Genomic DNA, 25,304 nt, shown 5'->3' with positions numbered 1-25,304 from the left:
ATGACTGCAGCTCTGGCAGCATCGCTCCAGATCCTCGTGGTCGTCGTCGTTCTGGCGATCGCGTACGTGCCCCTCGGTGACTACATGGCGAAAGTCTTTGCCACCGAACATGATGTCGACACAGACGCAGGAAGCCTCGGCGCCGCGGGGAGTACAGCCACCCTGCAGCGCACCCGCGGCGGCACGACCGTGTGGGCAGATCTTCGCGTCGAAAAGCTGATCTACCGCCTCTGCCGGATCGACCCACGCTCCCAGCAGACCTGGGTCGGATACGCGCTCTCGCTACTCGGCTTCTCCGCTGCGAGCGTCCTTTTCCTCTATGTGCTGCAACGAGTTCAGGGCGTTCTGCCGCTGAACGGAGGACTGTCGGGCGTGAGCCCGTCGGTCGCGTTCAACACAGCGATCTCCTTCGTCTCCAACACCAACTGGCAGTCGTACACACCCGAGACGACGATGTCGAACCTGACGCAGCCCCTGGGCTTGGCGGTGCAGAACTTCGTCTCTACTGCTGTGGGCCTGTCGGTGGCGATCGCCGTCGTCCGGGGATTCGTACGCGTACGGACGGGCGGTGAGATCGGAAACTTCTGGGTCGACCTGGTCCGCGGCATCCTACGAATCCTGCTACCACTGTCGTTCGTCATCGCGCTGATTCTGCTGACACAAGGCGTAATTCAGTCCTTCAGCACAGGTTTCGCCTCGACGGGGCTCGACGGGTCGTCGGTCTCGAACGCATTGGCTCCTGTCGCGTCACAGGAGGCGATCAAGGAACTGGGTACCAACGGTGGCGGCATCCTCGGCGCGAATTCCGCGCACCCGTTCGAGAACCCGACCCCGTTGTCCAACGTCGTCGAGATCATCTCGATCCTGCTCATCCCGGTGGCACTGACCCGCACGTTCGGCACGATGGTCGGCGACCGTCGTCAAGGCCTGACGCTGCTCGCGGTGATGACGGCACTGTTCGCAGCACTCCTCACCGTCACGGCCGTTGCAGAATCCGGTGCGCGCGGCGTCGCCGCGCAGGCAGCAGGTTCGATGATGGAGGGCAAGGAAGTTCGATTCGGCATTCCCGGATCGACCCTCTTCGCCGTCGCGACTACGGGAACTTCGACCGGCGCAGTCAATTCCGCGCACGACAGCATGTCTCCACTAGGCGGCGGAGCCGTCCTGCTCAACATGCTCTTCGGTGAAATCGCTCCTGGTGGTGTCGGAACCGGTCTGTACGGACTGCTCGTGCTCGCGATCATCGCGGTGTTCGTGGGTGGACTACTCGTCGGCCGTACGCCCGAGTACCTCGGAAAGAAGATCGGACAGCGCCAAATCACCCTCGCCGCACTATCGGTGCTCGTGATGCCCGCCTTGGTTCTGATCGGCACGTCGATCACCGTCATCCTGTCCTCGACCACCGGCTACCAGGGCAACTCCGGTGACCCGGGTACGCCGGGATCGATTCACGGATTCACCGAGGTCCTCTACGCCTACGCCTCCGCCTCGAACAACAACGGCAGCGCATTCGGCGGGTTGACCGTCACCAGCGACTGGTTCCAGACATCCCTCGGCATCGCGATGCTGTTCGGACGCTTCCTGCCGATCATCTTCGTACTGGCACTTGCCGGTTCGCTCGCCACATCCAAACGCACCGCTCCGAATCCAGGCACTCTCCCCACCACCGGACCGCTGTTCACCGGACTGGTACTCGGAACCGCCGTTCTCGTCGCGGCGCTCACCTTCTTCCCGGCCCTGGCTCTGGGCCCGATCGCAGAGGCACTGCAATGACCGTTACCTCATCCCGGCTCATCGACGAGGAATCCGACGTCGACGACGCTCCCAGCCCGGTCCGAGCCGGATATTTCAGTCCCCGGCAGATGTGGACGTCACTACCTTCGGCGTTCGCCAAACTCGACCCACGCCATCTTGCCCGCAACCCGGTCATGTTCGTCGTGCTCATCGGCTCCGTCGTCACCACCGTGCTCGCGGTCCTCGATCCTTCTGTCTTCTCCTGGCTCGTAGCGGCATGGCTGTGGTTCACGTTGTTGTTCGCCAACCTTGCCGAGTCCGTGGCCGAGGGCCGCGGCAAGGCCCAGGCCGCGAGCCTGCGTGCGGTCAAGCGAGATACGGTCGCACGCCGTCGGACATCGAACGGGACCATCGAAGAGGTTCCGGGAACCGAATTGAAGGTCGGTGACGAGGTCGTCGTCTCCGCCGGCGAGATCATTCCGGGAGACGGCGATGTCATCGAAGGCATTGCGAGCGTGGACGAGTCGGCCATCACCGGCGAATCTGCGCCGGTCGTCCGCGAATCGGGCGGTGACCGTTCCGCAGTGACCGGCGGCACCGGAGTGCTCTCCGACGAGATCGTCGTGCGCATCACCGCTGCCCAGGGCCAGACCTTCGTGGACAGAATGATCGCCCTCGTCGAGGGTGCATCGCGCCAGAAGACCCCGAACGAGATCGCGCTGAACATCCTGTTGGCCTCGCTGACGATCATCTTCATGCTGGCCGTCGTCGCGATCGGACCGATGGGCGCATACGGCGGCGAGGAGCAAGATCCGATCAAGCTGATCGCGCTGCTGGTATGTCTGATTCCGACGACTATCGGAGCATTGTTGTCCGCCATCGGAATTGCCGGTATGGACCGACTGGTTCAGCGCAACGTTCTGGCGATGTCGGGTCGCGCCGTCGAGGCAGCGGGCGATATCGACACGCTCTTGATGGACAAGACCGGCACGATCACATTCGGCAACCGCCGCGCCACCGGGCTTCATCCTGCACCCGGCACGACGGCAGGCGAACTCGCCGCGGCAGCACGGTTGTCCTCCCTCGCCGACGGCACACCCGAAGGCCGCAGCATCGTCGATCTGTGCGGAGTCGAATACTCGTTGCCCCTGCACGCCACGGACACCGAGAAGGCCGGTGAGTTCGTTGCCTTCACCGCCCAAACCCGCATGAGCGGAATCGATCTCGACGGCACCCAGGTCCGTAAGGGTGCCTCCGATTCGGTGCTGGCATGGGTCCGCAGCAACGGCGGTCCCGCGATCGCGCTGGAGATCGACGACATCTCGAACAGCATCGCCGAAATGGGTGGGACACCACTGGTGGTCGCCACTGCGCCCCAGGGTGGTCCCGCGCGCGCATTGGGTGTCATCGAACTCTCCGATGTCGTCAAACCCCACATCGCCGAGCGATTCGCTCAGTTGCGGGCCATGGGCATCAGGACCGTCATGGTCACCGGTGACAATCCGCGGACCGCGAAAGCCATTGCAGCCGAGGCAGGTGTCGACGACTTCCTCGCCGAGGCCACACCCGAGGACAAGCTTGCGTTGATCCGCAAGGAGCAGGAAGGCGGCCGACTGGTCGCGATGACGGGCGACGGCACCAACGACGCGCCCGCTCTGGCGCAGGCCGATGTCGGTGTCGCGATGAACACCGGCACGTCGGCAGCGAAAGAGGCCGGCAACATGGTGGATCTCGATTCCGATCCGACCAAGTTGATCGAGGTCGTCGAGATCGGTAAGCAGTTGTTGATCACCCGCGGTGCGTTGACGACGTTCTCCCTCGCCAACGACCTTGCGAAGTACTTCGCGATTCTGCCGGCGATGTTCAGCGTCGTCTACCCACAACTGGACGGCCTCAACATCATGAGGCTCGCCACTCCCGAATCGGCGATCCTGTCCGCGGTCATCTTCAACGCTCTTGTGATCATCGGGCTGATTCCGCTGGCGCTCAAAGGTGTTCGTTACGTCCCGTCGAGCGCATCTACACTGCTGCGCCGCAATCTGCTGCTCTACGGAGTGGGCGGCGTCATCACCCCGTTCATCGGGATCTGGCTCATCGACCTCGTCGTTCGTTTCATCCCAGGGATAGGCTGACATGCGTTTCGTACAGAGATTTCTCGGTCAATTCGTGGCAGGACTGTCGGTGCTGCTGGCGCTGACGGTCATCGTCGGTATCGGGTACCCAGCGGCAGTGTGGGCGGTGAGCCGCATCGGATCCAGCTCCGCCGAGGGGTCGCCGTTGCGTGACGCGAACGGGTGCGTCGTCGGTAGCAGTCTGATCGGGGTCGACCCGCAGGTCGAAGAGGGAGCGCCGGATCCGTTCTTCCACAACCGAGTTACCGGATCCATCTCCGACGAGGATGCCTTTGCCGCGAGCGACCCGGCTGCGTCATTGCCCACCAACCAGGGCCCCAGTAGCGAAGCACTGGCGGCATTCATCGAGGAACGTCGAGCCGTCATCGCCGAGCGTGAAGGCGTCGACCCGGCCGCCGTGCCGGTGGACGCGGTCACCGGATCCGGTTCGGGTATCGATCCCGATATCAGCCCCGCCTACGCGGCGATTCAGATCCAACGCGTCGCGCAGGTCAACAACATGAGCGTCGACGCGGTGACGGCTCTGGTGGCCGAACACACCGACGGCAGGCAGCTCGGGTTCCTCGGCAACGAGAGCGTGAACGTGCCGGAGCTCAATGTCGCTCTGGGACTGACGGCACCGGGGTGCGGGACGAGCTGAACCTCGACGGTCAAGCGCAGCAGGTAGACGACATGGGAAAAAAGACCGGCAAGCGGGGGTCCGGCGGACTCGATCGCGGTGAACTACGCATCTATCTCGGGGCCGCGCCGGGGGTCGGTAAGACCTTCGCGATGCTCGGTGAAGCGCACCGCAGGCAAGAGCGAGGGTGCGATGTGGTCGCGGGCGTGGTGGAAACCCACGGCCGCGCCCGCACCGCCGCATTACTGGACGGCATCGAACTGGTTCCTCCGCGGATAGTCCACTACCGCGGATCGATCGCTCAGGAACTCGATGTCGCAGCGATCATCGAGCGTGAGCCCTCCCTGGTGCTCGTCGACGAACTCGCCCACACCAACACCCCGGGTAGCGCCCACGAGAAGCGCTGGCAGGACGTCGAGGAATTGCTGGCAGCGGGAATCGATGTGGTCTCGACCCTGAATGTGCAGCATCTGGAAAGCCTCAACGATGTCGTCGAGCAGATCACCGGTGTGCCGCAACGAGAAACCGTCCCGGATTCGGTGGTACGGGCAGCGGAACAGATCGAATTGGTGGACGTGGCTCCAGAAGCGCTGCGTCGCAGGCTCTCCCACGGCAATATCTACGCAGCCGAGAAGGTCGACGCAGCGCTGAGCAACTATTTCCGTCAAGGCAATCTGACTGCTCTGCGCGAACTGTCGTTGTTGTGGATCGCCGATCAGGTCGACGCTGCGTTGGCGAAATACCGGAGTACACATGACATCACCGACACGTGGGAGGCACGTGAGCGTGTTGTCGTCTCGGTGACCGGTGGACCGGAGTCCGAGACGCTGTTGCGTCGCGCAAGCCGGATCGCCTCGCGGTCCAGCGCGGAACTGATGGTGCTGCACGTGATCCGCGGTGACGGCCTCACCGGTGTCTCGGCACCGCAGATGGGAAAAGTCCGGGTACTCGCAGCGAGTCTCGGCGCAAGTATGCACAGTGTCGTCGGTGACGACGTGCCGACGACGCTGCTCGACTTCGCACGGGGGGCCAACGCAACCCAGCTCGTCATCGGCACCTCGCGGCGGTCTCGCTGGGCCCGAATACTGGACGAGGGCATCGGCGCTGCGGTCATTCAGAACTCGGGCAAGATCGACGTGCACATGGTCACCCACAACCAGATCAGTCGAGGATTTCGGCTCGGGCGGCTGATTCCGCCCAACCCGAAGCACCGACGAATTCTGTCCTGGGCGGCCGCCGTCGTCGTACCCGTCGTCTCGGCCCTGGCGATGCTCTTGGTGGATCCGTACCTCGAGCTCGGCGGCGAGAGCGCCCTGTTCTTCATGGTCGTGCTCGCCGTTGCGCTCCTGGGTGGCGTCGCGCCCGCGGCACTGTCGGCGTTGATCGCAGGATTGTTGCTGAACTACTTCTTCACCGACCCGCGGCACAGCTTCACCATCGCCGAACCCGACAACTTCGTCACCGCGGTGGTGCTGCTCATCATGGCAGTGGCAGTGGCATTTCTCGTCGACGCGGCCGCCCGACGCACCCGCGAAGCTCGGCGAGCGTCACAGGAAGCCGAGCTCCTGACACTGTTCGCCGGAACGGTGCTGCGCGGCGGCGACATTCGGACGCTGTTGGAGCGAGTCCGCGAGACGTACTCCCAACGCGCGGTCTCGATCATCAGAGGTGCTGGCGTCATCGTCGAATCTGTCGGTGATTCTCCACCCGCCGAGCCCGATGACGCCGACACCGCGATCGACACCCCCGACGGTTCCTTCACGTTGCTCCTGTCCGGTACCAAGACCGGTGCGCACGATCGACGGGTGCTCAGTGCCGTGGCCAACCAGGCAATGGGTCTGATCAGGCAGACCGAACTCGCCCAGGAGGCCAGCACCGCAGCAGGACTGAAGGAAGTCGACCGTCTCCGGCGGGCGCTGCTGTCTGCGGTCAGCCACGACCTACGAACACCGCTCGCCGCGGTCAAGGCTGCGGTGTCGAGTCTGCGCGCGACCGATGTCGAATTCTCTGCCGAGGACACCGCCGAACTGTTGGCGACCATCGAGGAATCGACCGACCAGCTGACGGGTCTGGTGGGCAACCTGCTCGATTCATCGCGGTTGGCCGCGGGGGTCATCCAGCCGAGCCGGACCATCGTGTACGTCGAGGACGCTGTGGACGCAGCGCTCGTCGGAACGCACACGGGTCGCGAGCTCGTCATCGTCGATATCGACGACGTCGCTGTCTCTGCCGACGCTGGTCTGCTCGAGCGCGTGCTGGCGAATCTGATCGACAATGCGCTACGACACGCACCCGGATCGCCGGTGCGGGTCGGGGCCGCCTACATCGGCGACCGAGCGGTGATCACCGTTGCCGACAGCGGCCCTGGGATCGCTCCCGGAAGCGAAGAGGCTGTGTTCGAGTCCTTCCAACGGTCGGGCGACCGCGACAACACCACGGGCGTCGGGCTCGGACTCTCCGTTGTGCGTGGATTCGTCGAAGCCATGGGAGGCTCGGTGACGGTGTCCGATACTGCAGGTGGCGGGGTGACCATGACCGTCGAATTGGCCCGAGCGGAATCGACTGCCAGAGGCGACTTCTCCGAGCAGACCCATGGGTGAATCCAGTTCCGCGATCAAGGTTCTGGTTGTCGACGACGAACCGCAGATCGTGCGCGCATTGCGCATCAACCTCACCGCCCGCGGTTACAACGTCGTCACCGCGGGCACAGGGACCGGCGCGCTACGCGCCATTGCGTCCGAGCACCCCGATGTCGTCATTCTCGACCTCGGACTGCCCGATATCGGCGGCCTGGACGTGCTCGCCGGTGTGCGAGGGTGGAGCGAGGTTCCGGTGATCGTGCTGTCCGCGCGCACCGACAGCGGCGACAAGATCGAAGCCCTCGACGCCGGTGCCGACGACTACATCACCAAACCGTTCGGGATGGACGAATTTCTGGCCCGGCTACGCGTCGCCGTTCGCAGACGAGCGATCAGAACGTCCCCTACGGACCCGCTCGTGACCACCTCGTCCTTCACGATCGATCTGGCCTCCAAGAGGGTGACCAGGGACGGCGAGATCGTGCATCTCACGCGCACCGAATGGGGAGTCCTCGAGATGCTGGCCCGCAATGCAGGCAAGCTGGTGGGGCAGAAAGAACTGCTCAGAACGGTGTGGGGTCCCGGGCACGATCACGGCTCGAACTATCTGCGTATCTACATGTCTCAACTTCGACGCAAGCTCGAAATCGACCCGGGCAAGCCCCGACATCTCATCACCGAGACGGGTATGGGGTATCGACTCGTGGAATGAACCGGACCGGAGCAGGCATCTCGTGGAGCAGATCCAGATGGTGGGCTTGGCCGTCGGACAGTGTCAGGACGCTCGGGCAGTCGCCGGGACCGTCGGCGATGGCGAGGACGTCACCGACCCGAACATCCTCCGGGAGCCACACTTTCGAGTCGATCACGCACCGGCGCAGAGGATCACTGCCGTCCGCGAGTACGAACAATTGCTCGCCGCCGAGGCTGTGGCGGTTGGCGATGACCGCCGCGACCGGACCGCCCTGGGCGCAACCGGTTCCACCGTCGACCACCACGACGGCTCGGCGCGAATCCGTCCGGTCGATCGAACGGACACGGCACACCGTCACCATGGACGCGTCGGTGATCGACTCCCCGGTCTCGACGGCAAGCTGCGGACGCGGAAAGCGATGCCGAATGCAACCTTCGTCGACGGCGTCTTCGACGACATCGGACAGGAGCGCAGTATCGATTCCCGTCGGAGAATCGATCCGTAGATGCAGTCGACTGCCGAGCACTCCGTGATCTCGGTAGGCCTGAGACATCACCCCGAGAGACTCGACGATCCGCGCGAACACCCCGTCGAGAGTGGACGCGCTGCATTCGACACCGTCGAATATCGTTGCAGGGCAGTCGACAACTTGAGCAATGACATTCTCCGCGTAGTCACGATTGCCATCGGTGCGTACCAGAGTCGACTGTGAGTGGGCTGCGGCGTAGTCCGCATCCGCAATCGGGTGAAGACCTGCGGCGACAACGATTCTGCCCACTCGCTCACCCGCCGGAAGTGACAGAAGGAGATCTGCAGCCTGCGCGCTCTGCGCACGGCCGACGATGTGCGAGGGATCGACACCGAGTTGCCGGGCGGACGACAACGCTGCCATCGAGTCGACGACCAGCGTCAAGCCCTGCTCCCCTATCCAGCGCGCGACAACCGGGGCCAGCACACTGCCTGGCTTGTAGAGCATCTCGGCTGTGGAAGACCCGAGCGCGATGCGATCGCACCTACCACGCAGGCTGGTTTCGTCGATCACGCACACCGGCGTCGAGAAACGATCGGCGATGTCGTCGAGGAACATTCCTGCCACCGTCACTCGCCCATGTCGATAGTGCGTCGTACTCGGCCACACGGCATGATCCAACCGCGGCGACAGAGCACTTCTGAGCGACGGCAGACAATCCAACAACGTCATCGAACACATCTCCTCGTCGATACCCGCCCGAGTGCGGGCCTCCAGTCGATCATCGTCCCGATTGGAGGCGAACAGCCCTGCCTTGACGGGAAATTGACGCTGCAGACGACGACCTTGACGCCGCGGTAACAGATGCGCCTCGACCATCTGCACCCCGTAAGAATCTCGGTAGGTCGCGTCAAAAGTCCGTCAACGAACGGTCCAAGCGGCTCGCGCGGGCGTAGACCTGAGTGCATGACACTCTCGCTCGAAGCGCCCGATCACTCGACACAACTGCACAATTCGATTCACCTCATGCGCCGGGTCATCCCAGGGGTCGGTTTCGGTGTCCGCGCGGACGCGCTCGGCGACCACGCTCTCGCGACCTGGGTACGGAACTCCGGTGTCACCGTCCTCGCGCACGATGACGACGAGCTCGATCGCGCGCAGCTCAGCGGGATTCGGCCGAACCACATAGTGTTTCGATGCGGAGCCGGCACCGACGGTATCCGCAGTGCCGTGCACCGCGGGGTGTTCCGTTTCGTCGTCGGTACGGAGCCGCAGATCGCTCGATTGACACAGTGCGCGCAACGAACCAAATATGTCTACCTCGACAACGACGCGCAGGCAGCACTCTGCGGTCACCGAGTGCAGGTGGTCGGCCTCCACAGCGACGTCAGCAACTCCGGCGACCCGGCTGAGTGGGCCTCGGCGGCTGACAGCTTGCTGCGCCGAGCATCCGAGTCCACGACGTGCGGGTCGCCGATGGCGCGCATCATTCTCAGCGGAGGATCGACCGAGGAGTGGATGAACTGTTCCGTCCCGTACCTGACGTCGGTCGTGCGCGCTGTGGATGCTGCGCTGCGTGACGGGTGCACCCGATGGAACCTGCCACGGCCTGCCGTCTCGGTGATACCGGCGCAGGCGGCGGCCCGCTGACTCTCCGGGAGGTGGCGTATACCGTCGAGTGGACAGAACTTCCGTCCAGAGAAGGAGCGTCCACTCGATGGCCGATATCGATTTCTATTTCGATCCGGTGTGCCCGTTCGCCTGGATGACCAGCAAATGGGTCCGCAAGGTCCAAGCCCAGCGCGAGTACACCGTCGACTGGCGGTTCATCTCGCTGCGCCTGCTCAATTCCCACATCGACTACGACGCGCACTTTCCACCCGAGTACGAGGCCGGCCACACCGCGGGCCTACGACTGTTGCGGGCTGCGGCCTCTGTTCGTCGTGAGCATGGGTCGGCCGCGATCGGGCCACTATACGAGGCCCTCGGAACGCACATCTTCGACACCGAGATGGTGCCCGACGACGCTGCGAGCCACGGACATCGCGGCACCGCGGCATTCCTCGGGCCGATCCTCGAAGAACTCGGGTTGCCCACACATCACACTGCAGCACTCGATGATTCGTCTCTCGACGAGGAGATCCGAGCCGAAACCGATTATGCGCTGTCGCTGACCGGCAAGGACGTCGGCACGCCCATCATTGCCTTCGAACCGCCGGACGGCGTCGCCTTCTTCGGGCCCGTGATCAGCAGGCTCCCCAGCGACGAAGAAGCAGTGCCGCTGTGGGACAACGTGATCGGACTCGCTCGATTCCCCGGCTTCGCCGAGATGAAGCGCAGCCTGCGTGAGCTCCCCCAACTGAAGGCCCTCGGCGTTCAGGAAGACGAAGCGGGCGTGCAGCAGGACTGGCACGGCGGTAGCCGACGCCAGAAGAAGTAATGTGGACGGCCGGATCAGCCGCCTCGCACGTCGTCCATGTTGCCGACGTCCGGGGTTCCGGCGTCGAGGCCGTAACGCAGGTAGACGGTGCCTTTGCCGCCGACGGCCGGTGGCTCGAGCAACGTCAGGTTGCTGGGCACGGTGCCGTCGGCAAACACTCTCTTCCCCACTCCGAGAACGATGGGATGCACCCATAGATCGAGTCGATCGAAGAGCCTCTCGCGCAACAGAGTCTGAACCAGATCGAGGCTTCCGACGACCTTGATGTGGTCGTGCCTCTCTCGGATCTCACGCACCGCATCGACAAGATCCGGTCCGAGTTGGGTCGAACCGTCCCACATCAGATCGGGTGTGCCGCGCGAGGCCACGTATTTCGGGATCGTGTTGAACAACGTTGCAAACGAATCGTGTTGGTTCGGCCAGTACGCAGCGAAGATGTCGTACGTGCGCCGCCCGAGCAGGAGCGCATCCGTGCCCTCGTATGCGGCGGCAACTTGCGCACCGGAGACCTGGTCGAGCAGAGGAGCTTGCCAGCCACCGTAGGGGAAGTCCTCGGGATCTTCTTCCGGGCTTCCGGGTGATTGTGCGACGAGGTCGAGAGTGGCGAACAGCTCCAACGTGATGAGGCCCATGATTGCTCCTGGTTCTGTAGGACGAAAGCTATTTCAACTCAATACTTTCCGTAATCTATCGGCAAATTCTGCCGGCTTTCCGGTCTGACCGAATTCGCCGCCGAGGAAGCCCGCGTGGCCGCCGGGAAAGACGATCGGCTCCGATCCGAGCAGCGCCGCAGTCGAATACGCTGCCCGAGCCGCGATGTGACCGTCCTCGGGGCCGCCGGATTCTTCACCTACTCCGATCACCACGGTGGTGGGTGCTGCACGTATCGCATCGACGTCCGGTGCGAAATCCACTCCGCCCCCACGCATATTGGACATCAGGGCATCGTCGCGGGTTCCGTCGTCCTCGGTCGGGAGACCGAACTGCGCCGGGTCCGGTGCCGGGCGAGCAAAGAACGCGTCGTCGATGGGGCCTGCGTGCATCAGCAGCGACATGAATTCGGCCATCGCCGGGCCGCGGCCGTGGGCGTCGTACGTGGCCACCATGTGTGCGCACACTGTCGCAATGTTCTCCTGGTCAGGAAGCGTGCCTCCGGCGGGTGGTTCGTGGGCCACCAACGTCCGGACGTCGGACGGGTATCTGCTGACGAGCACCAGTGCATTGACCGCACCCCCGCTCGAGGCGAACACATCGACGGGACCATGACCGACGGCGGTGAGCACTGCATGCAGGTCGTCGGCATGTTCGCCGAAGGTGACTGCGGCGGTCGTGTCGTCGCGTCGACTGCGACCGACATTTCTCGGGTCGTACGTGACGACCACCCGGTCGCGGAAGTGCGATGCCAACGTACCGAACCCGCTCGCATCCATCGGTGAGCCGATGAGCACCAAGGGCGTGACCCCGGGCTCGACCTCGCCGATCACGTCATAGGTCAGGGTCGCACCGGGCACGGAAACTGTCTTTGTCGTCATGCTCGTGTGGACCTCGGACCGAGCGAAAACTCACCGGCAAGACTCGCCTGGTCGCAACGACAGGCGTGCGTCGGTTACGAACTCGGCTCTGCTGGGCGAGAGCCGACAGTCCCGACGCGAATCTGGATGTGACCGCCGCGGGCGGCGCGAGTCGACAGATCGCGCAGCAGTGGAGTCATCGCCGTCCAGGGATGGGCCTCGATGTCCGCCCCTCCGAGTCGGCACGCGAGTTTCGCCAGCGGAGTCCATACCGCCGCGCGTCCGACGGGCCGCTGCATGTCGACGACGGCCGCCACTCCGCCCTCGCGAGTGCTCGCGATCATCGATTCGAGAGCGGCCCGCCACGGCGTCATCAGCGAGAGAGCGTAGGTGCTGATCGACGCGTCGAACGGCGCGTGCTCGCGCAGATCCGTGTGCGTGAGGGCGGTGGCGTCGGCAGCGACGAGCGTGACGTTGGTCCAGCCGGCCCGGTCGGCTCGCCGTCGGGCCTGTTCGAGCATCTGCGGGCTGGCGTCGATTCCGGTGATCGAGCCGGTCGGGCCGATCATCCGCTGCAATCCCGCGAAGTTCAGCCCCGTCCCGCACCCGAGATCCAGAACATGGCCTCCAGCAGGCAGATTCAGCAGCTCGAACGCTGCCTCCCGTCCCGCTCGATACACCGGCCATTCGAAGGAGATCACGTCGTACAGGCGCGCCGAGAAGGTGTACTTGGTCGGTCGTCTCATCTCGGGTTTCTCCAAGGCGCGGCATAGTGGGAGGTATGGGAATTCGTCGTTCGTCTTCGAGTGTGCCCGAGAACCGCGCCGACGTGGTCGTGGTGGGCGGCGGTACCGCAGGCATCGTGGCAGCGAAGACCGCGGCGGGTTTCGGCGTTCGCGTCGTATTGATCGAGCGGGACCGCACCGGCGGCGACTGCCTGTGGACCGGATGCGTGCCGTCGAAAGCACTGCTCGCGGCGGCTTCGGTGGCACAGACGGTTCGATCCGCGTCCCGGTTCGGCATCGTCACCCAGCCACCGAGCGTCGATTTCGCGCGCGTGATGCAGCACGTACACAGTTCGATAGCCGAGATCGCTCCGATCGATTCACCGGAGGCCCTGACTGAGGCCGGAGTACATGTGATCCACGGCGACGCAGTCTTCACCGGGCCGAACACCGTGAGCGTCGGTACGCGGGTACTGCATTTCGGTCAGGCGATCGTGACCACCGGCGCGCATCCCACGGTGCCGGCGATCGACGGCATCGAGCACGTGGGCTACCTGACCAGCTATACCCTGTGGGATTTGAAGGACTTGCCGGAGCGACTGCTGATCGTCGGGGCCGGATCGGTGGGTTGCGAAATGGCGCAGGCATTTTCACGTCTCGGATCGGACGTGACTCTCGTCGGACGGTCGGCCACGATTCTGCCACGCGAGGACGCGTCGGCCACCTCGATACTGACGCAGGCACTGACCGACGAGGGCGTGCGGGTGCTGACCTCCACGGCCGTCGTACGCATCGAGGACGGCGTGGCCGTGACCGATACGGGCGTAGAGATCGACTTCGATCGGGTACTCGTCGCAACCGGAAGGACTCCGCGAACCACGTCCCTCGGGTTGGAATCGGCCGGAGTGTCGTTGAACGACAACGGATTCGTTCAAGTCGACGAGCATCTGCGGACCACCAATCCCCGTATCTGGGCAGCCGGAGATCTCACCGGCCATCCGCAGTTCACGCACACTGCCGGTGTGCACGGCAGCCTGGCCGCGAGCAACGCAGTACTCGGCCTGAACCGAACAGTGAGTACGACGGGAACGCCGCGAGTGACGTTCACCGATCCCGAGATCGCCTCGGCCGGAATCGATGTGCGGACCGCGAGGCAGCGTGGGCTTCGACTGCAGATCCTGGACCACCATCACGTCGATCGCGCCGTCACCGAGAGGGCTACCAAGGGATCGACGACGCTCGTGCTCGACGCCAAGCGCCGCATCCTCGGAGCCTGCGTGGTGGGGCCGCGAGCGGGCGAGACGATCGGGGAACTGATCATCGCCATCGAGCAGGGGCTGCGTACCCGCGACCTCGCCGGAGCCACGCACCCGTATCCGACGTACAACGACGGGCCATGGAACGCAGCGATCGCGGACGTGAAGGCGCAGTTGGGTTCTCCGGTGATTTCCCGAGCAACGGCCGCACTGGCGAAGGTGCGCGGCACCTGGATCGTCAGGAAAGAGCGCGATACCCAGCGATGATCCGCTGACCGGAGCTCACCGCGACCACCGCCGCCCAGACCACGGCGACCTGCCACGAGATACCCGGCAGTAGAAGCCAGAGACCGTGCACCGCAATGGTTTCGGCACCCTCGGCCAAGCCGCCGAGGAACGACAACGAGCGGCCGTCGTCGATGGTGCGGCCGTTGCGTTCGGCGATCGAGGAGAATGCCAGAAACGCAGTGCCGTTGATGTAGTACGCCAACAGCACCAGCAGGAACGGCCACCAGGGGGCGTCGTACTGAGCCGAGGCCCCCACCGCGACACCCACCACCGTCGTGCCGTAGACCACGAAGTCGGCGGTGATGTCGAAGAATCCGCCGGCACCGGCTGTTGTCGCCCGCCTGCGCGCCAGCGGCCCGTCCAGGCCGTCGGCGATGCGGGAGACGATCCACAACGCGAACGCGAGCAGCCAGAATTGCAGCCCGGCCGCCAGTGCACTACCGAGGCCCAGCACCAGTCCGGCGGCGGTGATGCGGTCCGGCGTGATCGAGGGACGGTCGAGGGCGCGGGCACAGCGATCGAGTGGGCCTTCGAGGTGGCGGCGTAGAAAGCTGTCGATCATTCGGCTGCACCGGTGAGTCCCAGGCGGCGGGCCAACAGGGCCGAGCCGGCCGCGATGGCCAGCACGGCGAGCAATGCGATGGCGAACGGCCACGACAGCGGAGACGTTCCGTACGCACCGAGCGCGGTGTAGGCGACGGTCGCGGGCACGATCCCGATCATGGTGCCCACCACGTAGTCACGTTGCCCCACGGCACTGACTCCGGCCGCGTAGTTGACCAAGGAGAACGGCAGCGGCACCAGACGCACGAGCAGTACCGACAGCAATCCGCGGCGTCCGAGCATGGCGTCGAGCCGGCGGAGCCTGTCCCATTCCGTGCGGGCCACCTGGCCGCGGCCCAGCGCCCGCGCTCCCCAGTACCCGAGATACGCCCCCATCGTGGCGGCGAACACCACGACGGTTGCGCCCACCGCAAGACCGAACAGCAGTCCCGACGCGATGGTCAACGTGCTGGCGGGGAAGGGAGTGGCCGACAGGACGGCGTAGAGCACGACGAACAGCGCGATGCCCCAGGGCCCGGCCGACGCCACTCGGTCACGGATGAACGCCGGATCGGGCAGGTCGACGGTGCCGAGCACGATCACCACAGCGACGACGACCACGGCAGCCGCGAGCAATTTCAGGGTGGTGCCGCGGCGACTGCGCGTCGGGCGGTCCTGCGTCACGGTGTGTGCCTCTCGTCCGGCGGTCAGGATCCATTGTGCACACGACCGGTGTGCCCGCGAGTTCAGCGGTTGTCTCATTCGACCGATTACGGTGGTGAGGGCAGCGTCGACGACGGCTGCTTCGGTTGATCTGGAGGGCCCACGGTGATTCGTTCAGTACGGTGCGCAGTGACGATTGCGGCGAGCGCAGGGCTGCTGCTGACCTCCTGCGCTGCGCCGGACTCGGAAGCGCCGATCGCCGAAGCGCAGTCGTGGAGCGAGATCGAACAGCAGGCGCAGGGGCAGACCGTCTCGCTGTGGATGTACGGCGGCGACGAGCAGGGCAATGCCTATGTCGACGACGTGCTCGCCCCCGCGGCGGCCGAGGAGGGCGTCACACTGCGTCGCGTGCCGGTGGAATCGACCACCGACGCCGTCAACCGCATCCTGTCCGAGCGGCAGGCCGGGGTCACCGACGGCGAAGTGGATCTGGTGTGGGTCAACGGCGCGAACTTCGGCACCGGTAAGCAAGCCGGGGCGTGGCTGTGCGGGTGGACGCAGAATCTGCCGAACATAGAACTGACCGATCCCGAGGATCCGCTGTTGCTCGACGACTTCGGCACCCCGGTCGAGAACTGCGAATCTCCCTGGTTCAAAGCACAATTCACGTTGGTCTACAACGCGGCGGCGATCCCGAACCCGCCGACCACCTTCGAGGGCGTCCTCGACTGGGCCAAGGCAAACCCCGGCCGCTTCACCTACCCCGCTCCCCCGGACTTCACCGGATCGGTGTTCGTGCGCGAGGCCCTGGTCAACGTCTCGGGCGGCGTCGGTGAGGTTCCCGCTGCGTTCGATCAGGAGTCCTACGACCGACTCTCGCCTGCGTTGTTCGACCAGCTCAACGAGCTCGCACCGTCACTGTGGCGTGAGGGAACGACGTACCCGCAGTCATCCTCCGAGCTCGACGCCCTCTACGCCGGCGGTCAGGTGGACATGACCATGACGTACGGTCCCGCGACCCTCCCGAAGCTCGTCGCCGACGGCACCTTCCCCCCGGAGACCCGCGTCCTGACTCTCGACGAGGGAACCGTCGGGAATGCGAGTTTCCTGGCCATTCCCTCGACGTCGGGGAAGTCGGCCGCGGCACAGGTGGTTGCCAATCTCGCGTTGTCGCCCGAGCAACAACTCGCGACGTCGACGCCGGACGTGTGGGGTCAGTTCACCGTGCTCGATCTCGACAAGGTGCCTGCCGATGTTCGGGCGCGTTTCGACGGTCTGGCACCGTCGGATGTCGTCCCCTCCTATGACGAGCTGTCGGCCAATGCTCACCCCGAGCTCTCGGCCGACTGGGTGTCGCCACTCGACGAGGGTTGGCGACGAAGCGTGCTCGCCGGGCAGTGAGCGCGTCCACGAAGAGCTTTCGCGGCACGGCGGCGGTACTCCCCGCCGTCGTCTTGGTCGTTATGGTCGTCGGCGGCGGTCTGGGAACCGTGGTGCTGCAGAGCCTGGGTCTGATGCCATTGGTCGGAACCCCCGAATTGTCGGTCGACGCATACTCCGCGCTGGGCGGTGACCTGTGGCGCTCGGTAATGCTGACGCTGTCGATTGCCATCGTCTCGACCGCGTTGGCCACGGTGATCGGGCTCGCGGCGGCGTTGACGGCCTTGTCGGGTGGACGCGCCGCGTTGGTCGCTGCCGGGTTGACCGTCACGGTTCCCCACCTGATCGGTGCCGCGGCGATGGCATTGCTGTTGGCAGATTCAGGGATGCTGCCCCGCATTCTCGGCATGACCGACGGCGGCTGGCCGGAGTTGGTCGGTGGGAAGTGGTGGATCGCCGTTGTCGCCGAATACGCCTGGAAGGAATCGGCTTTCGTGGCCGTCGTCGTGGCGGGCACGCTCGCCACCCGGGTAGCCGCGTTCGACGAGACGGCCGCGACCCTTGGTGCCGGCCGGTGGGCTCGGCTGCGACTGGTCACGCTGCCGTTGGCGCGGCCCGCGCTGATTGCGTCGGCGGCCATCGCGTTCGCCTACACCGTCGGCTCGTACGAGGTGGCTCGCATTCTGGGTCGACCGTATCCGGAGCCGTTGTCGGTGATGGCGATTCGCCTGTTCACCTCGATCGATCTTCAGACGCGTCCGCAGGCCGCCGCTGCCGCGACGATTGCGACCGCGCTGACGGTAGTCGTGGCCGCGGTGGCACTGCACTATCTGCGCAGATCGGCAGCGTGGAAATGAACAAGGTGGAAGTGACTCGGGCCTTTCCAGCGTTCGGCCGGGCCGTGCTGGTCCTGTGGTTCTTGTTGCCGCTTGTTCCGGTTGTCTTGTGGGCCATCAACAATCGTTGGTCGTTCCCCGGCTCGGTTCCCCAGGAGTGGGGATTCGACGGGGTCCGGAGTGCTCTCGACGCCGGGGGCGTCGATGCGTTCGTGCGGTCTACTCTGCTCGCTCTCGCCGTCGCGATCATCGCAACACCATTGGGCGCGTTGGCGGCTCGCGCCCTGGTGAACGGTACCGTGCGTTTCCCCGCTTTGGTGGCCGGCGTTCTCTTCGCTCCGCTGGCCCTGCCCCCGTTTGCCGTGGCGTTGGGACTCGATGTTCTGGTGCTGCGCTCGCGCATTCCGAGCACGGTGGCGGTGATCGCACTGCTGACCGTTGCGGCCATTCCGTACACGACGTATCTGATGCGAGTGGCATTCGGCGCGTACGACATCGGGTACGAGGAAGAAGCGCGAACGCTCGGCGCGTCGAGGGCCATGGTGCTGCGACGGATTCGCATTCCCCTGCTGGCTCCGGCGTTGGCGGGGGCGGCGTTGCTCGCGTTCCTCGTGGCGTGGAGCGACTACGTGATCACGCTCCTGATCGGTGGAGGCAGACTGGTCACCGTGCCCATTCTCGTCGCCTCGTTCGCTGCAGGCACCGGCAACGATTCGGTGGTGGCTGCACTGTCGGTCGCTGCCGTGGTGCCGCCGTTGTTGTTGGTGCTCATGCTCGCTCGGCTACGTCGTAGGAGTGCGCGATGAGCGTCGAACTGTCCGTTCACGGACTCACCAAAGTGCATGCCGGTCAATCGGTTGCAGCTCTGGATTCGGTGGATCTCACCGTGCCGCCGGGTTCGTGTACGGCGATTCTCGGACCCTCGGGCTCGGGTAAGAGTACGGCGCTGCGGCTCATCGCGGGACTGGATTCACCCACTTCCGGCACGGTGCGCATCGATGGCCGCGAGGTGAATGGTGTTGCGGCCGAGAAGCGCGGGGTGGGCATGGTGTTCCAGCGTCCGATGCTGTTCCCGCACATGTCGGTACTGGACAACATCGGCTTCGCCTACCGCGCTGCCGGGGAGAGTCGCAAGCGGTCGCGCGAACGTGCCCGGGAGTACCTCGATCTGGTGCATCTCGGTGACATCGGCGATCGTGCGGTGTCCGAGGTATCGGGTGGGCAAGCGCAACGGGTCGCGTTGGCGCGTTCGCTTGCGGGTTCACCGCGAGTGTTGTTGTTGGACGAGCCCTTCAGTGCGCTCGATCCGGTGTTGCGCACAGAGATGCACGATCTTGTTCGCGAATTGCGCTCGTCCTTGGATCAGACGCTTCTGCTCGTCACCCACGATCAGCAGGAAGCGGCCGTGCTGGCCGATTCCGTGGCGGTGCTCATCGACGGCCGGCTCGAGCATCACTCCGATATCGCGACGGCCTACACACGTCCGAGCATGCTGGCGGTGTCGCGACTGATGGGTGGGATGAACGAAATCGAGGGTCAGTGGGACGGGGTTGGGGTGCATCGCTCCGAGCTCGGGGAGTTGGAGGTCGACGGGGTTTCTCTGCCTGCCGGGCCTGCCGTGTTGTTGCTGCGGCACGAGCTGATTCGGTTGGGGGACGGCAGTATCCGAGGTGTGGTGTCGGCACTGCGGCCGACGGGCTTTCGTAGTATCGCGGACGTGAGCGTGGAGTCGACGGTGGTGAAGGTGGAGCTGGCGGCGGGGTCCTCGTTGGCGGTGGGAGACGTTGTTGCGTTAGACGTTCCTGTTGAGGCGAAATTTGTAGTTGGACGTTGAGGTGGTGACGTTTCCCGTGCGGGACACAACGCAGCAATTATCCAGGTTGAATGAGGTCAAGCGACGTGAACCGCACGGCGAATCCCAAGACGGTGCGCAAACTACAGTTACCGCACCGTCAACATGTCTTGACGATGCGGTAGTCGAGACAACAGCACCAGCTGTTTTCCTGATGTCATTTCCGGCGGAGACGTCTACCAACTTCCGCGCGGAGTTCGCTGTTTGGATCCGCTAGCTTCGCAGTCCCGGGTTGGCGTGCGCGTGTCTCGGCTCGCCGCTCGCAGACACCGATCAGTACCTGCTACCGAGCTCGCATGATAGGGCCGACTTGTCGCAACCGGTGAGATCGGCAATGTCGTTCTGAGACAGCCCCATCGCATCGCCGATGGCGATCCTTCCTGTTCGGACCGAGCAAGGAAACGTCCGCTGGGTTCGGACTGGATCCGTTTTCCCCGCGGACGATTCCCTTCACCAGCTCAAACTGCTGTGGAAACTCCGTCTGATCACTCGCCGCGTGCGGGGATGCGGTTCCAACCCGGCGAGGCGGACTGGATCGCTGATCCGGGCGTCCAAGAGTGGACTAGAGAGCGTGTGAGCTCGCCTGGGTGAGTCGATTTACGTGTGCGGCTGTCGCGCAGCACATCTCGGCCGGTGTTCTCGATCCAGATCAGAGATTTTTGGTGAGTAGTGAGCCAGGTATCGAGCCAAGCACGTTCGATGAGTAGTTCGTTTCGTGCAGCGTTGACGGTGTGGCGCAGAACAGCCACGAGTTGGCCTGTGGCGGTGTCAGTCCAGCCGTCACGACCGTTCCAGCGGAGGTTGCCGGGGGCGGGCCCAAAAAATTCAGGGGCGGGCGCGTCGATTGAGATTGTTTCGTGGTCTCCAGTGGCGTATTCGTATTCGCCCAAGATGTGCCAGGAAGCGGGTTGAACGGTGACATTCGGCGGACGGATGGGCTCATTCATGATTGTGTGAATGTTTGCACCGTAGTGGTGTCCATAGGGAAACTCCCCGACGAATCCATACGTGATACTTCGCGGCATCGAGATGTCATGGCCACCGGTCAGGTCGTTGCCCTCAAGTTCTGCGACTGCTGCTGAAAGATCGGTCGTGGCGACAATGTGGGGATACAGGTGGGCCCACATTCCACGGGACCGTCTTCCGTGGTCACCCACGTCCTTCCACTCGTAAGTACCTGATAAGACGATGAATGGGCGCTCGCCGAAACCGGCGTTGGTGATGTCGATCGAGGGTATGTCGGAATCGTCAGCGACCCATTGTGAGTCAGTTTTTCCGGCTGCAGTTGAAAAGTCGTACGCGGGCACCCAGGGGCGTGGATTGTCGTTGGCTGGGGTGAACTCGACAACGGTCGGGTCTATTTGTCGAGAGATCGTGGTCGCCGGGCCGGGTACAGATGGTGGTGGTGGGTCCCACTTCCCGGGAGTTTTCGAAGCATGGTCGGAGAGGTGACCGATGAGTCGGTTGAGCGCAATCCATTGGTATTTCTTACCGATGCGCTCGATCCATTTTGGTTTGCCTCGCCCGCCACCGTATTTGGCGACGACATACCCATCGAACAGTCGGTGCAGTTCCGGTCGATAGCCGAGGCGGATGACCTCTGTGACGACCCACCTGGCTCCGGCGGGGACGTCGACTCCTGGCCTGCCGCTCAGTTCGTATTCGATGTAGTAGTGGCGGAAGTCGTCGTCGGTGGTTGACCGCACGAGCTTGGGGTGGTCCGCATTGTTGTACGGTTCTATGTCGGCTTCAGTGGGCCAGTCGAGTGGCCAGTGGCTTGTGTACGGCGGTCGGAACTTGTCGACGGTGACTCCGGCGGGTAGTGCACCCCGGTCTGCCGCGGCTTCGAGAATGCTGCGGGCAGCGTCGCGAACGGCCGCATTCGGTGTGAGGTCTGCTGGGCGTGCGAAAAAGCGATTCTGCACGATCTCGGCAGCGGCTTCCCACTCAGCAGTAAGTCCGTTCGCCAACAGGGCGGCGTAAGCGACCACTAGGGCTCGCTCGATCACCCACTCGTCATTGACCGTGGCAAATTGTCGCAACAATTTCGCCGCTTGGCTCGGGTGGCGAGCAAGTAGGCGTGCTGCTGCGACCGTTGCGGGTTCGCGGACGCGGCGGTCGGTGGCGCTGGTGGTCCACAACAGGGCGGTAGTCCACAGGCGGGTGGTCTCTGCGCCGACCTCGTCAAGCGGTTTCTCTTGTGCCCAACGGATCAGGCGGTCTACGGCTCCGTTAGTTGCATGGGTGACATGCAGCCAGGTGGCCAGAAAACTGTCGCGTTCACCCATGTTGAGTCGACTGAGGAAGTCATGGAGGAAGTCGGCATTCATCGGGTGCTTGGGTCGGGCAGCGAGGCGGAACAGCATTGTCAGAGCAGCCTTGAAGGTGGGCTCGCGTTCGAGAGCGTCGAGAACGATATCGATAGTTTTGCCAGTCATGCCGGTGCTGGAGCGCCATCCAATCCCCGCGACAACTGCGGCGGCGAGTGCGTCGTCATCGCTGATCTCGTCTTGAAGTTCGGTGAGTTCGATCCCGAGTCGGGCGGCCAGGACGACGGAAGTTGCTTCGAGGATGCCGAGGTCGATGGTGCCGCGGAGTCCGATGAGCTTTCCAAGACGGCCTGTAAACTGCGCCTTGACACCACCGATATCGGTGACCGTCCGCAGCGCATCGGACACGATGAGGTGGTGGCCGATGCGTTCGAATGTGATGGCGACAATGTCGGTGCCGTACGGGCTTCCGTCTGGGATCACGTCCTCCTCTACGAGACCTTGTGCGATCAACGCGTCTAGCAGTGACTTCTCAGCGCTGATGTCGGACCAGATCGAAGTCAGCATTGCCTGAGCCGCGGGGCGGGTGAGCGGATACCCGCCCGCGTCGGCAATCGCGGTCGCAAGAACATGCATGGCGCGGTTGACAACTAGGTCGGACGGGGAGGCATCTATGCGATCACTGACAACATTGTTGGCGTTACCGAGAATCATTTTCGTTAGCTCGTCGAGGCCCATATCAGCCTGGTCCAGCGACAGTCTGCTGTTGGCCTGAAGCGCCTCGCACACCAGGCGCAGATACAGAGGGTTGTCGAACTCACCGTGAATGGGCGGAGACGTAGGAGGCTCCAGGCCGTAAAACCCTGCGTACTCACTGACCGCTTCGAACTCAACGCCCTCGAACCCGGTGTGCTCGAACCGTTCCAGATGCATCCCGGACGGCAGGACTTGGGCAACGTAATGGGTGCGAGCGGTCAGAAGGAGTCGGACGTTGGGGTAACGACCGAGGATGGTGACGATTCGGTCGAGATTATCGCGCCACAAAGACCGTGGTCGGGTGTCGTTGAGTGCGTCGATGACGAGCAGGGTTGGCGCGCCTGCGGAACGGGCGCACTCGTCGAGGAGCGCGATGGTCTCCTCGCCGGTCAAGTCGCGCGGCATATGGAGGACTTCGCGTAGGTGTGCGAGCGGTTCCTGGCTGTTGAACCAGCGGCCATGCATCATGACGCTGGGCCGGCCCTTGGTGAGGCGGCGAACGACGGCATCGATAGCTAGGTAGGTCTTGCCTATTCCGGCGGGGCCGGTCATGAGAGCGACCTGCGTACCGGCGAGCTTGCCTTCGGAGCTGCCGACAAGCCGGGTCACGGCGTCGAGTTTCTGTCCGAGTTCTCGGAGTGAGTCGACGGCGGACGCGGGAAACTGCACCATATATTCGCTCTGCCATTGCCGCCAGCCTGGACTGTCCCAGTCGCCGTGCAGATCGGTCAGCGCCTCGGCCTCAATCGCTTCCTGTTCCGCGACTGCAGCCGTCGCGTCTTTGAGCAATTGTTCGACGTCGCTCGGTCCGGTTGCAGTTCGGGAGGATTGCCAAGCGGTGATTGCAGCCGTGGCTACCTGGGCTGCGCGACGGGCAACGTTCAGGTCTGCTGCCATCACGTCGTTGTCTGCGTAGTCGAGGCTCTCGGCTGCTTTGGTGATCTGCTCGGCTTGGTCGAGGACTAGCTGCCACCATTCGTCATCGGAGCAGAGCGCCGCGATGGACCGGGCGGCCGGCACGTCGATGTTCAACTCAGGCATGTACCGGGGCCGCGCGGCGCTAACCGCATCCCTTTCACGGTCTTGCCACCATTGTTCGTTGAGGACGTCGACATCGAACCAGTACCTCCGCTGGGTACCGGAGGTATCGAGTCGGTTGAGACGATCTACGATGTGGGTTTCCCAGTCGATTTCGAACGTGACTGTCCGGCCAAGAGTGGTGGCCATCTTCTGCCAACCTTCGAGCCACCCACCAGCGCGCGTGATTTTCTCCAGCAAGGACTTCCCGCGGCCGCCGGTGGGGCCGGTCGGGTCCGTTGGAATTGCGATGGAGTACTTCGCCAGTTTTGGATGCTGGTTCAGCGCTGACTTCACGGACTTGTCGAGCTGGGCCTTGTCGACCTCTTTATGGTTCGTCCAGTACTTCGCCTGCCACCCGTGCTCATCACCATTGGGGAGAGTCCAGTAGCATTCGACGCCACCGTCACCACCGTGACCATGAAGCGACACGAACTTCGCATCGATCGCCGGCGACTCTTGCGCAACCTGCTGACAGATGAACTGCTCGAACCCGCCCCTCTGCCCGGCGGGCCCTGTCGACCGGATGTACGAGAAGTCGATATCGGGAATGTTCAAGTCTTATCCTTCAGCAGTGTGCACCCGAAAGGGTCCGTACGGGGAACCGTCTATCTGACTATGGAGAACAACAGACAACTCGTCGAGCCCCGGCCCATCTCAGAGACCGCGATGACAATCAGTATTTTCGAGAGGGCCGATTCAAGATCTCACGACGATTGCCTGGTCCACCCATCGCGCCAACAGACTGAACGCTGCCAGCTGCTCCAGCGCCAACTGCTCTTGCCCACCCTCGCTCGGCGAGTGCATTCCGGGGTTCCGGATCGCCGCGTACAGCCCTTCCGCGAACGACCGCGCTCCGCGATGCAAGTTCTCGTAGGTTTTGCTGTTGTCGTTCTGCATCAGGCGTAGCCGAGGCACCTCGGGTTTTGCTTCGTTGAGCGAAAACGCTTCATTGAACAGTGCGGTCTCGGAAACCTCCATGCGCCCCAACTTGGCTTGCGTCTCGGCGTTGATACGGATGGCTGCCTGCATCACTGCCTGGTGAAAGTGGCCTGTGTTCCAAAAACTCCTGCCGTTATCCCACGCCCAGGGATGAAGGTTCGCTGCATCCATATCTGGGGCGTTGTCACCAAGCTTTTCGGCCAACTCGGTAGACCTTAGGAGAGCTGTTTTGGCGCGCGATGCTTGGTCCCGAAGCCACCGGTAGCTCTCATCGGTCGCAGGACGATTCTTGCGCCATCCTGGCAAGACGCGGTCTATTATTTGCTCGACCACGTGGGCGCGTGCCGAAGCGTCGGTCTCGGTTCCTCGCATGACCAATCCCAGGAAAAAGACCCCTCCTGGGCTGGTATTCGGAGATATCTGATCCGTGACGTGTAAGAACTCGTCTATTTCGCCAATTGCCCAATCCGGATCCAGCTTAGCCATGTTCTCATTCTGCTGGCTCAGAGACGGCACCGCCAGCGGCCGCGCCGGACTT

General features: G+C 63.9%; 20 protein-coding genes. 12 read left to right on the top strand and 8 right to left on the bottom strand.

The window, feature by feature from the left end; genetic code table 11:
• From kdpA to R4P57_RS24070, 5 genes are read left to right on the top strand one after another with little or no spacing between them, the layout of a single operon-like run.
• Positions 1-1,773 carry a potassium-transporting ATPase subunit KdpA gene (gene kdpA / locus R4P57_RS24090; RefSeq protein ID WP_317805398.1) on the top strand — a complete coding sequence of 591 codons (1,773 nt, stop codon included), beginning with the start codon at positions 1-3 and terminating at the stop codon, positions 1,771-1,773.
• Positions 1,770-3,866 carry a potassium-transporting ATPase subunit KdpB gene (gene kdpB, locus R4P57_RS24085; RefSeq protein WP_317805397.1) on the top strand — a complete coding sequence of 699 codons (2,097 nt, stop codon included), beginning with the start codon at positions 1,770-1,772 and terminating at the stop codon, positions 3,864-3,866. Before kdpA ends, kdpB begins: the two co-directional genes overlap by 4 nt.
• Before the next feature lies 1 nt (position 3,867).
• Positions 3,868-4,506, top strand: a complete 639-nt coding sequence (locus R4P57_RS24080) for a potassium-transporting ATPase subunit C (RefSeq protein WP_317805396.1) — start codon at positions 3,868-3,870, stop codon at positions 4,504-4,506.
• Between the two features lie 32 nt (positions 4,507-4,538).
• Positions 4,539-7,085 (top strand): sensor histidine kinase KdpD, encoded by a 2,547-nt coding sequence (locus R4P57_RS24075; RefSeq protein ID WP_317805395.1) that lies wholly within the window; start codon positions 4,539-4,541, stop codon positions 7,083-7,085.
• Positions 7,078-7,776: a response regulator gene (locus tag R4P57_RS24070; RefSeq protein WP_317805394.1), complete on the top strand. Its 699-nt coding sequence runs from the start codon at positions 7,078-7,080 to the stop codon at positions 7,774-7,776. The genes R4P57_RS24075 and R4P57_RS24070 overlap by 8 nt, the downstream gene beginning before the upstream one ends.
• Here R4P57_RS24070 and R4P57_RS24065 read toward each other — a convergent pair.
• Positions 7,739-9,112 carry a diaminopimelate decarboxylase gene (locus R4P57_RS24065; RefSeq protein WP_317805393.1) on the bottom strand — a complete coding sequence of 458 codons (1,374 nt, stop codon included), beginning with the start codon at positions 9,110-9,112 and terminating at the stop codon, positions 7,739-7,741. The two genes, R4P57_RS24070 and R4P57_RS24065, sit on opposite strands and share 38 nt — an antisense overlap.
• A gap of 81 nt (positions 9,113-9,193) precedes the next feature.
• On the opposite strand from R4P57_RS24065, the gene R4P57_RS24060 reads away from it, so the two are divergent.
• Together R4P57_RS24060 and R4P57_RS24055 are read left to right on the top strand one after the other, a co-directional pair.
• A complete protein-coding gene (locus R4P57_RS24060; protein ID WP_317805392.1) occupies positions 9,194-9,877 on the top strand; it encodes a hypothetical protein in 684 nt (227 codons plus the stop codon).
• 67 nt (positions 9,878-9,944) lie between these two features.
• Positions 9,945-10,667, top strand: coding sequence for a hypothetical protein (locus R4P57_RS24055; protein ID WP_317805391.1), 723 nt, complete (start codon positions 9,945-9,947; stop codon positions 10,665-10,667).
• 14 nt (positions 10,668-10,681) lie between these two features.
• Here R4P57_RS24055 and R4P57_RS24050 read toward each other — a convergent pair whose 3' ends face one another.
• The 3 genes from R4P57_RS24050 to R4P57_RS24040 form a co-directional block, all read right to left on the bottom strand.
• Entirely contained in the window at positions 10,682-11,299 is a 618-nt protein-coding gene (locus R4P57_RS24050) for a dihydrofolate reductase family protein (protein WP_317805390.1), read from the bottom strand.
• Positions 11,300-11,332: 33 nt separating this feature from the next.
• Complete coding sequence (locus tag R4P57_RS24045; protein WP_317805389.1) at positions 11,333-12,199, bottom strand: alpha/beta hydrolase; 867 nt, start codon at positions 12,197-12,199, stop codon at positions 11,333-11,335.
• A gap of 74 nt (positions 12,200-12,273) precedes the next feature.
• Positions 12,274-12,924, bottom strand: a complete 651-nt coding sequence (locus tag R4P57_RS24040; protein WP_317805388.1) for a class I SAM-dependent methyltransferase — start codon at positions 12,922-12,924, stop codon at positions 12,274-12,276.
• A 35-nt stretch (positions 12,925-12,959) separates the two neighbouring features.
• Between R4P57_RS24040 and R4P57_RS24035 the strand changes: the two genes are divergently transcribed.
• The gene (locus R4P57_RS24035; protein WP_317805387.1) at positions 12,960-14,426 is read left to right on the top strand and encodes a dihydrolipoyl dehydrogenase family protein; all 1,467 of its coding nucleotides are present in this window, start codon (positions 12,960-12,962) and stop codon (positions 14,424-14,426) included.
• On the opposite strand, the gene R4P57_RS24030 is transcribed toward R4P57_RS24035, so the two are convergent.
• Both R4P57_RS24030 and R4P57_RS24025 read right to left on the bottom strand, forming a co-directional pair.
• On the bottom strand, positions 14,398-15,009 hold the full coding sequence (locus tag R4P57_RS24030) for a CDP-alcohol phosphatidyltransferase family protein (RefSeq protein WP_317805386.1): 612 nt from the start codon (positions 15,007-15,009) through the stop codon (positions 14,398-14,400). The two genes, R4P57_RS24035 and R4P57_RS24030, sit on opposite strands and share 29 nt — an antisense overlap.
• Complete coding sequence (locus tag R4P57_RS24025; RefSeq protein ID WP_317805385.1) at positions 15,006-15,674, bottom strand: TVP38/TMEM64 family protein; 669 nt, start codon at positions 15,672-15,674, stop codon at positions 15,006-15,008. The genes R4P57_RS24030 and R4P57_RS24025 overlap by 4 nt, the downstream gene beginning before the upstream one ends.
• A 168-nt stretch (positions 15,675-15,842) precedes the next feature.
• Between R4P57_RS24025 and R4P57_RS24020 the strand changes: the two genes are divergently transcribed.
• Genes R4P57_RS24020 through R4P57_RS24005 form a run of 4 tightly spaced genes read left to right on the top strand, consistent with a single transcriptional unit; the run spans position 15,843 to position 19,703 of the window.
• Positions 15,843-17,054 (top strand): ABC transporter substrate-binding protein, encoded by a 1,212-nt coding sequence (locus R4P57_RS24020; RefSeq protein ID WP_317805384.1) that lies wholly within the window; start codon positions 15,843-15,845, stop codon positions 17,052-17,054.
• Positions 17,051-17,890 (top strand): ABC transporter permease, encoded by an 840-nt coding sequence (locus tag R4P57_RS24015; protein ID WP_317805383.1) that lies wholly within the window; start codon positions 17,051-17,053, stop codon positions 17,888-17,890. Before R4P57_RS24020 ends, R4P57_RS24015 begins: the two co-directional genes overlap by 4 nt.
• A complete protein-coding gene (locus tag R4P57_RS24010) occupies positions 17,887-18,675 on the top strand; it encodes an ABC transporter permease (RefSeq protein WP_317805382.1) in 789 nt (262 codons plus the stop codon). Before R4P57_RS24015 ends, R4P57_RS24010 begins: the two co-directional genes overlap by 4 nt.
• Positions 18,672-19,703: an ABC transporter ATP-binding protein gene (locus R4P57_RS24005; protein WP_317805380.1), complete on the top strand. Its 1,032-nt coding sequence runs from the start codon at positions 18,672-18,674 to the stop codon at positions 19,701-19,703. Before R4P57_RS24010 ends, R4P57_RS24005 begins: the two co-directional genes overlap by 4 nt.
• 503 nt (positions 19,704-20,206) lie before the next feature.
• Here the strand turns inward: R4P57_RS24005 and R4P57_RS24000 are convergent.
• The gene (locus tag R4P57_RS24000; RefSeq protein ID WP_317805379.1) at positions 20,207-24,382 is read right to left on the bottom strand and encodes an ATP-binding protein; all 4,176 of its coding nucleotides are present in this window, start codon (positions 24,380-24,382) and stop codon (positions 20,207-20,209) included.
• A 141-nt stretch (positions 24,383-24,523) separates the two neighbouring features.
• Positions 24,524-25,252, bottom strand: a complete 729-nt coding sequence (locus tag R4P57_RS23995) for a TIGR02391 family protein (protein WP_317805378.1) — start codon at positions 25,250-25,252, stop codon at positions 24,524-24,526.
• Positions 25,253-25,304 lie beyond the last annotated feature (52 nt).

This window comes from Rhodococcus sp. IEGM 1330 (assembly GCF_033142445.1).
GTDB lineage: Bacteria > Actinomycetota > Actinomycetes > Mycobacteriales > Mycobacteriaceae > Rhodococcoides.
Note: the sequence above shows the minus strand (reverse complement) of the source record. Positions and strands in the feature narration are given on the sequence as shown.

Coding starts and splice junctions, on each gene's coding strand:
- kdpA (WP_317805398.1), top strand. CDS start 1: ATGACTGCAGCTCTGGCAGCATCGCTCCAGATCCTCGTGGTCGTCGTC.
- kdpB (WP_317805397.1), top strand. CDS start 1,770: ATGACCGTTACCTCATCCCGGCTCATCGACGAGGAATCCGACGTCGAC.
- R4P57_RS24080 (WP_317805396.1), top strand. CDS start 3,868: ATGCGTTTCGTACAGAGATTTCTCGGTCAATTCGTGGCAGGACTGTCG.
- R4P57_RS24075 (WP_317805395.1), top strand. CDS start 4,539: ATGGGAAAAAAGACCGGCAAGCGGGGGTCCGGCGGACTCGATCGCGGT.
- R4P57_RS24070 (WP_317805394.1), top strand. CDS start 7,078: ATGGGTGAATCCAGTTCCGCGATCAAGGTTCTGGTTGTCGACGACGAA.
- R4P57_RS24060 (WP_317805392.1), top strand. CDS start 9,194: ATGACACTCTCGCTCGAAGCGCCCGATCACTCGACACAACTGCACAAT.
- R4P57_RS24055 (WP_317805391.1), top strand. CDS start 9,945: ATGGCCGATATCGATTTCTATTTCGATCCGGTGTGCCCGTTCGCCTGG.
- R4P57_RS24050 (WP_317805390.1), bottom strand. CDS start 11,299: ATGGGCCTCATCACGTTGGAGCTGTTCGCCACTCTCGACCTCGTCGCA.
- R4P57_RS24045 (WP_317805389.1), bottom strand. CDS start 12,199: ATGACGACAAAGACAGTTTCCGTGCCCGGTGCGACCCTGACCTATGAC.
- R4P57_RS24040 (WP_317805388.1), bottom strand. CDS start 12,924: ATGAGACGACCGACCAAGTACACCTTCTCGGCGCGCCTGTACGACGTG.
- R4P57_RS24035 (WP_317805387.1), top strand. CDS start 12,960: ATGGGAATTCGTCGTTCGTCTTCGAGTGTGCCCGAGAACCGCGCCGAC.
- R4P57_RS24030 (WP_317805386.1), bottom strand. CDS start 15,009: ATGATCGACAGCTTTCTACGCCGCCACCTCGAAGGCCCACTCGATCGC.
- R4P57_RS24010 (WP_317805382.1), top strand. CDS start 17,887: ATGAACAAGGTGGAAGTGACTCGGGCCTTTCCAGCGTTCGGCCGGGCC.
- R4P57_RS24005 (WP_317805380.1), top strand. CDS start 18,672: ATGAGCGTCGAACTGTCCGTTCACGGACTCACCAAAGTGCATGCCGGT.
- R4P57_RS23995 (WP_317805378.1), bottom strand. CDS start 25,252: ATGGCTAAGCTGGATCCGGATTGGGCAATTGGCGAAATAGACGAGTTC.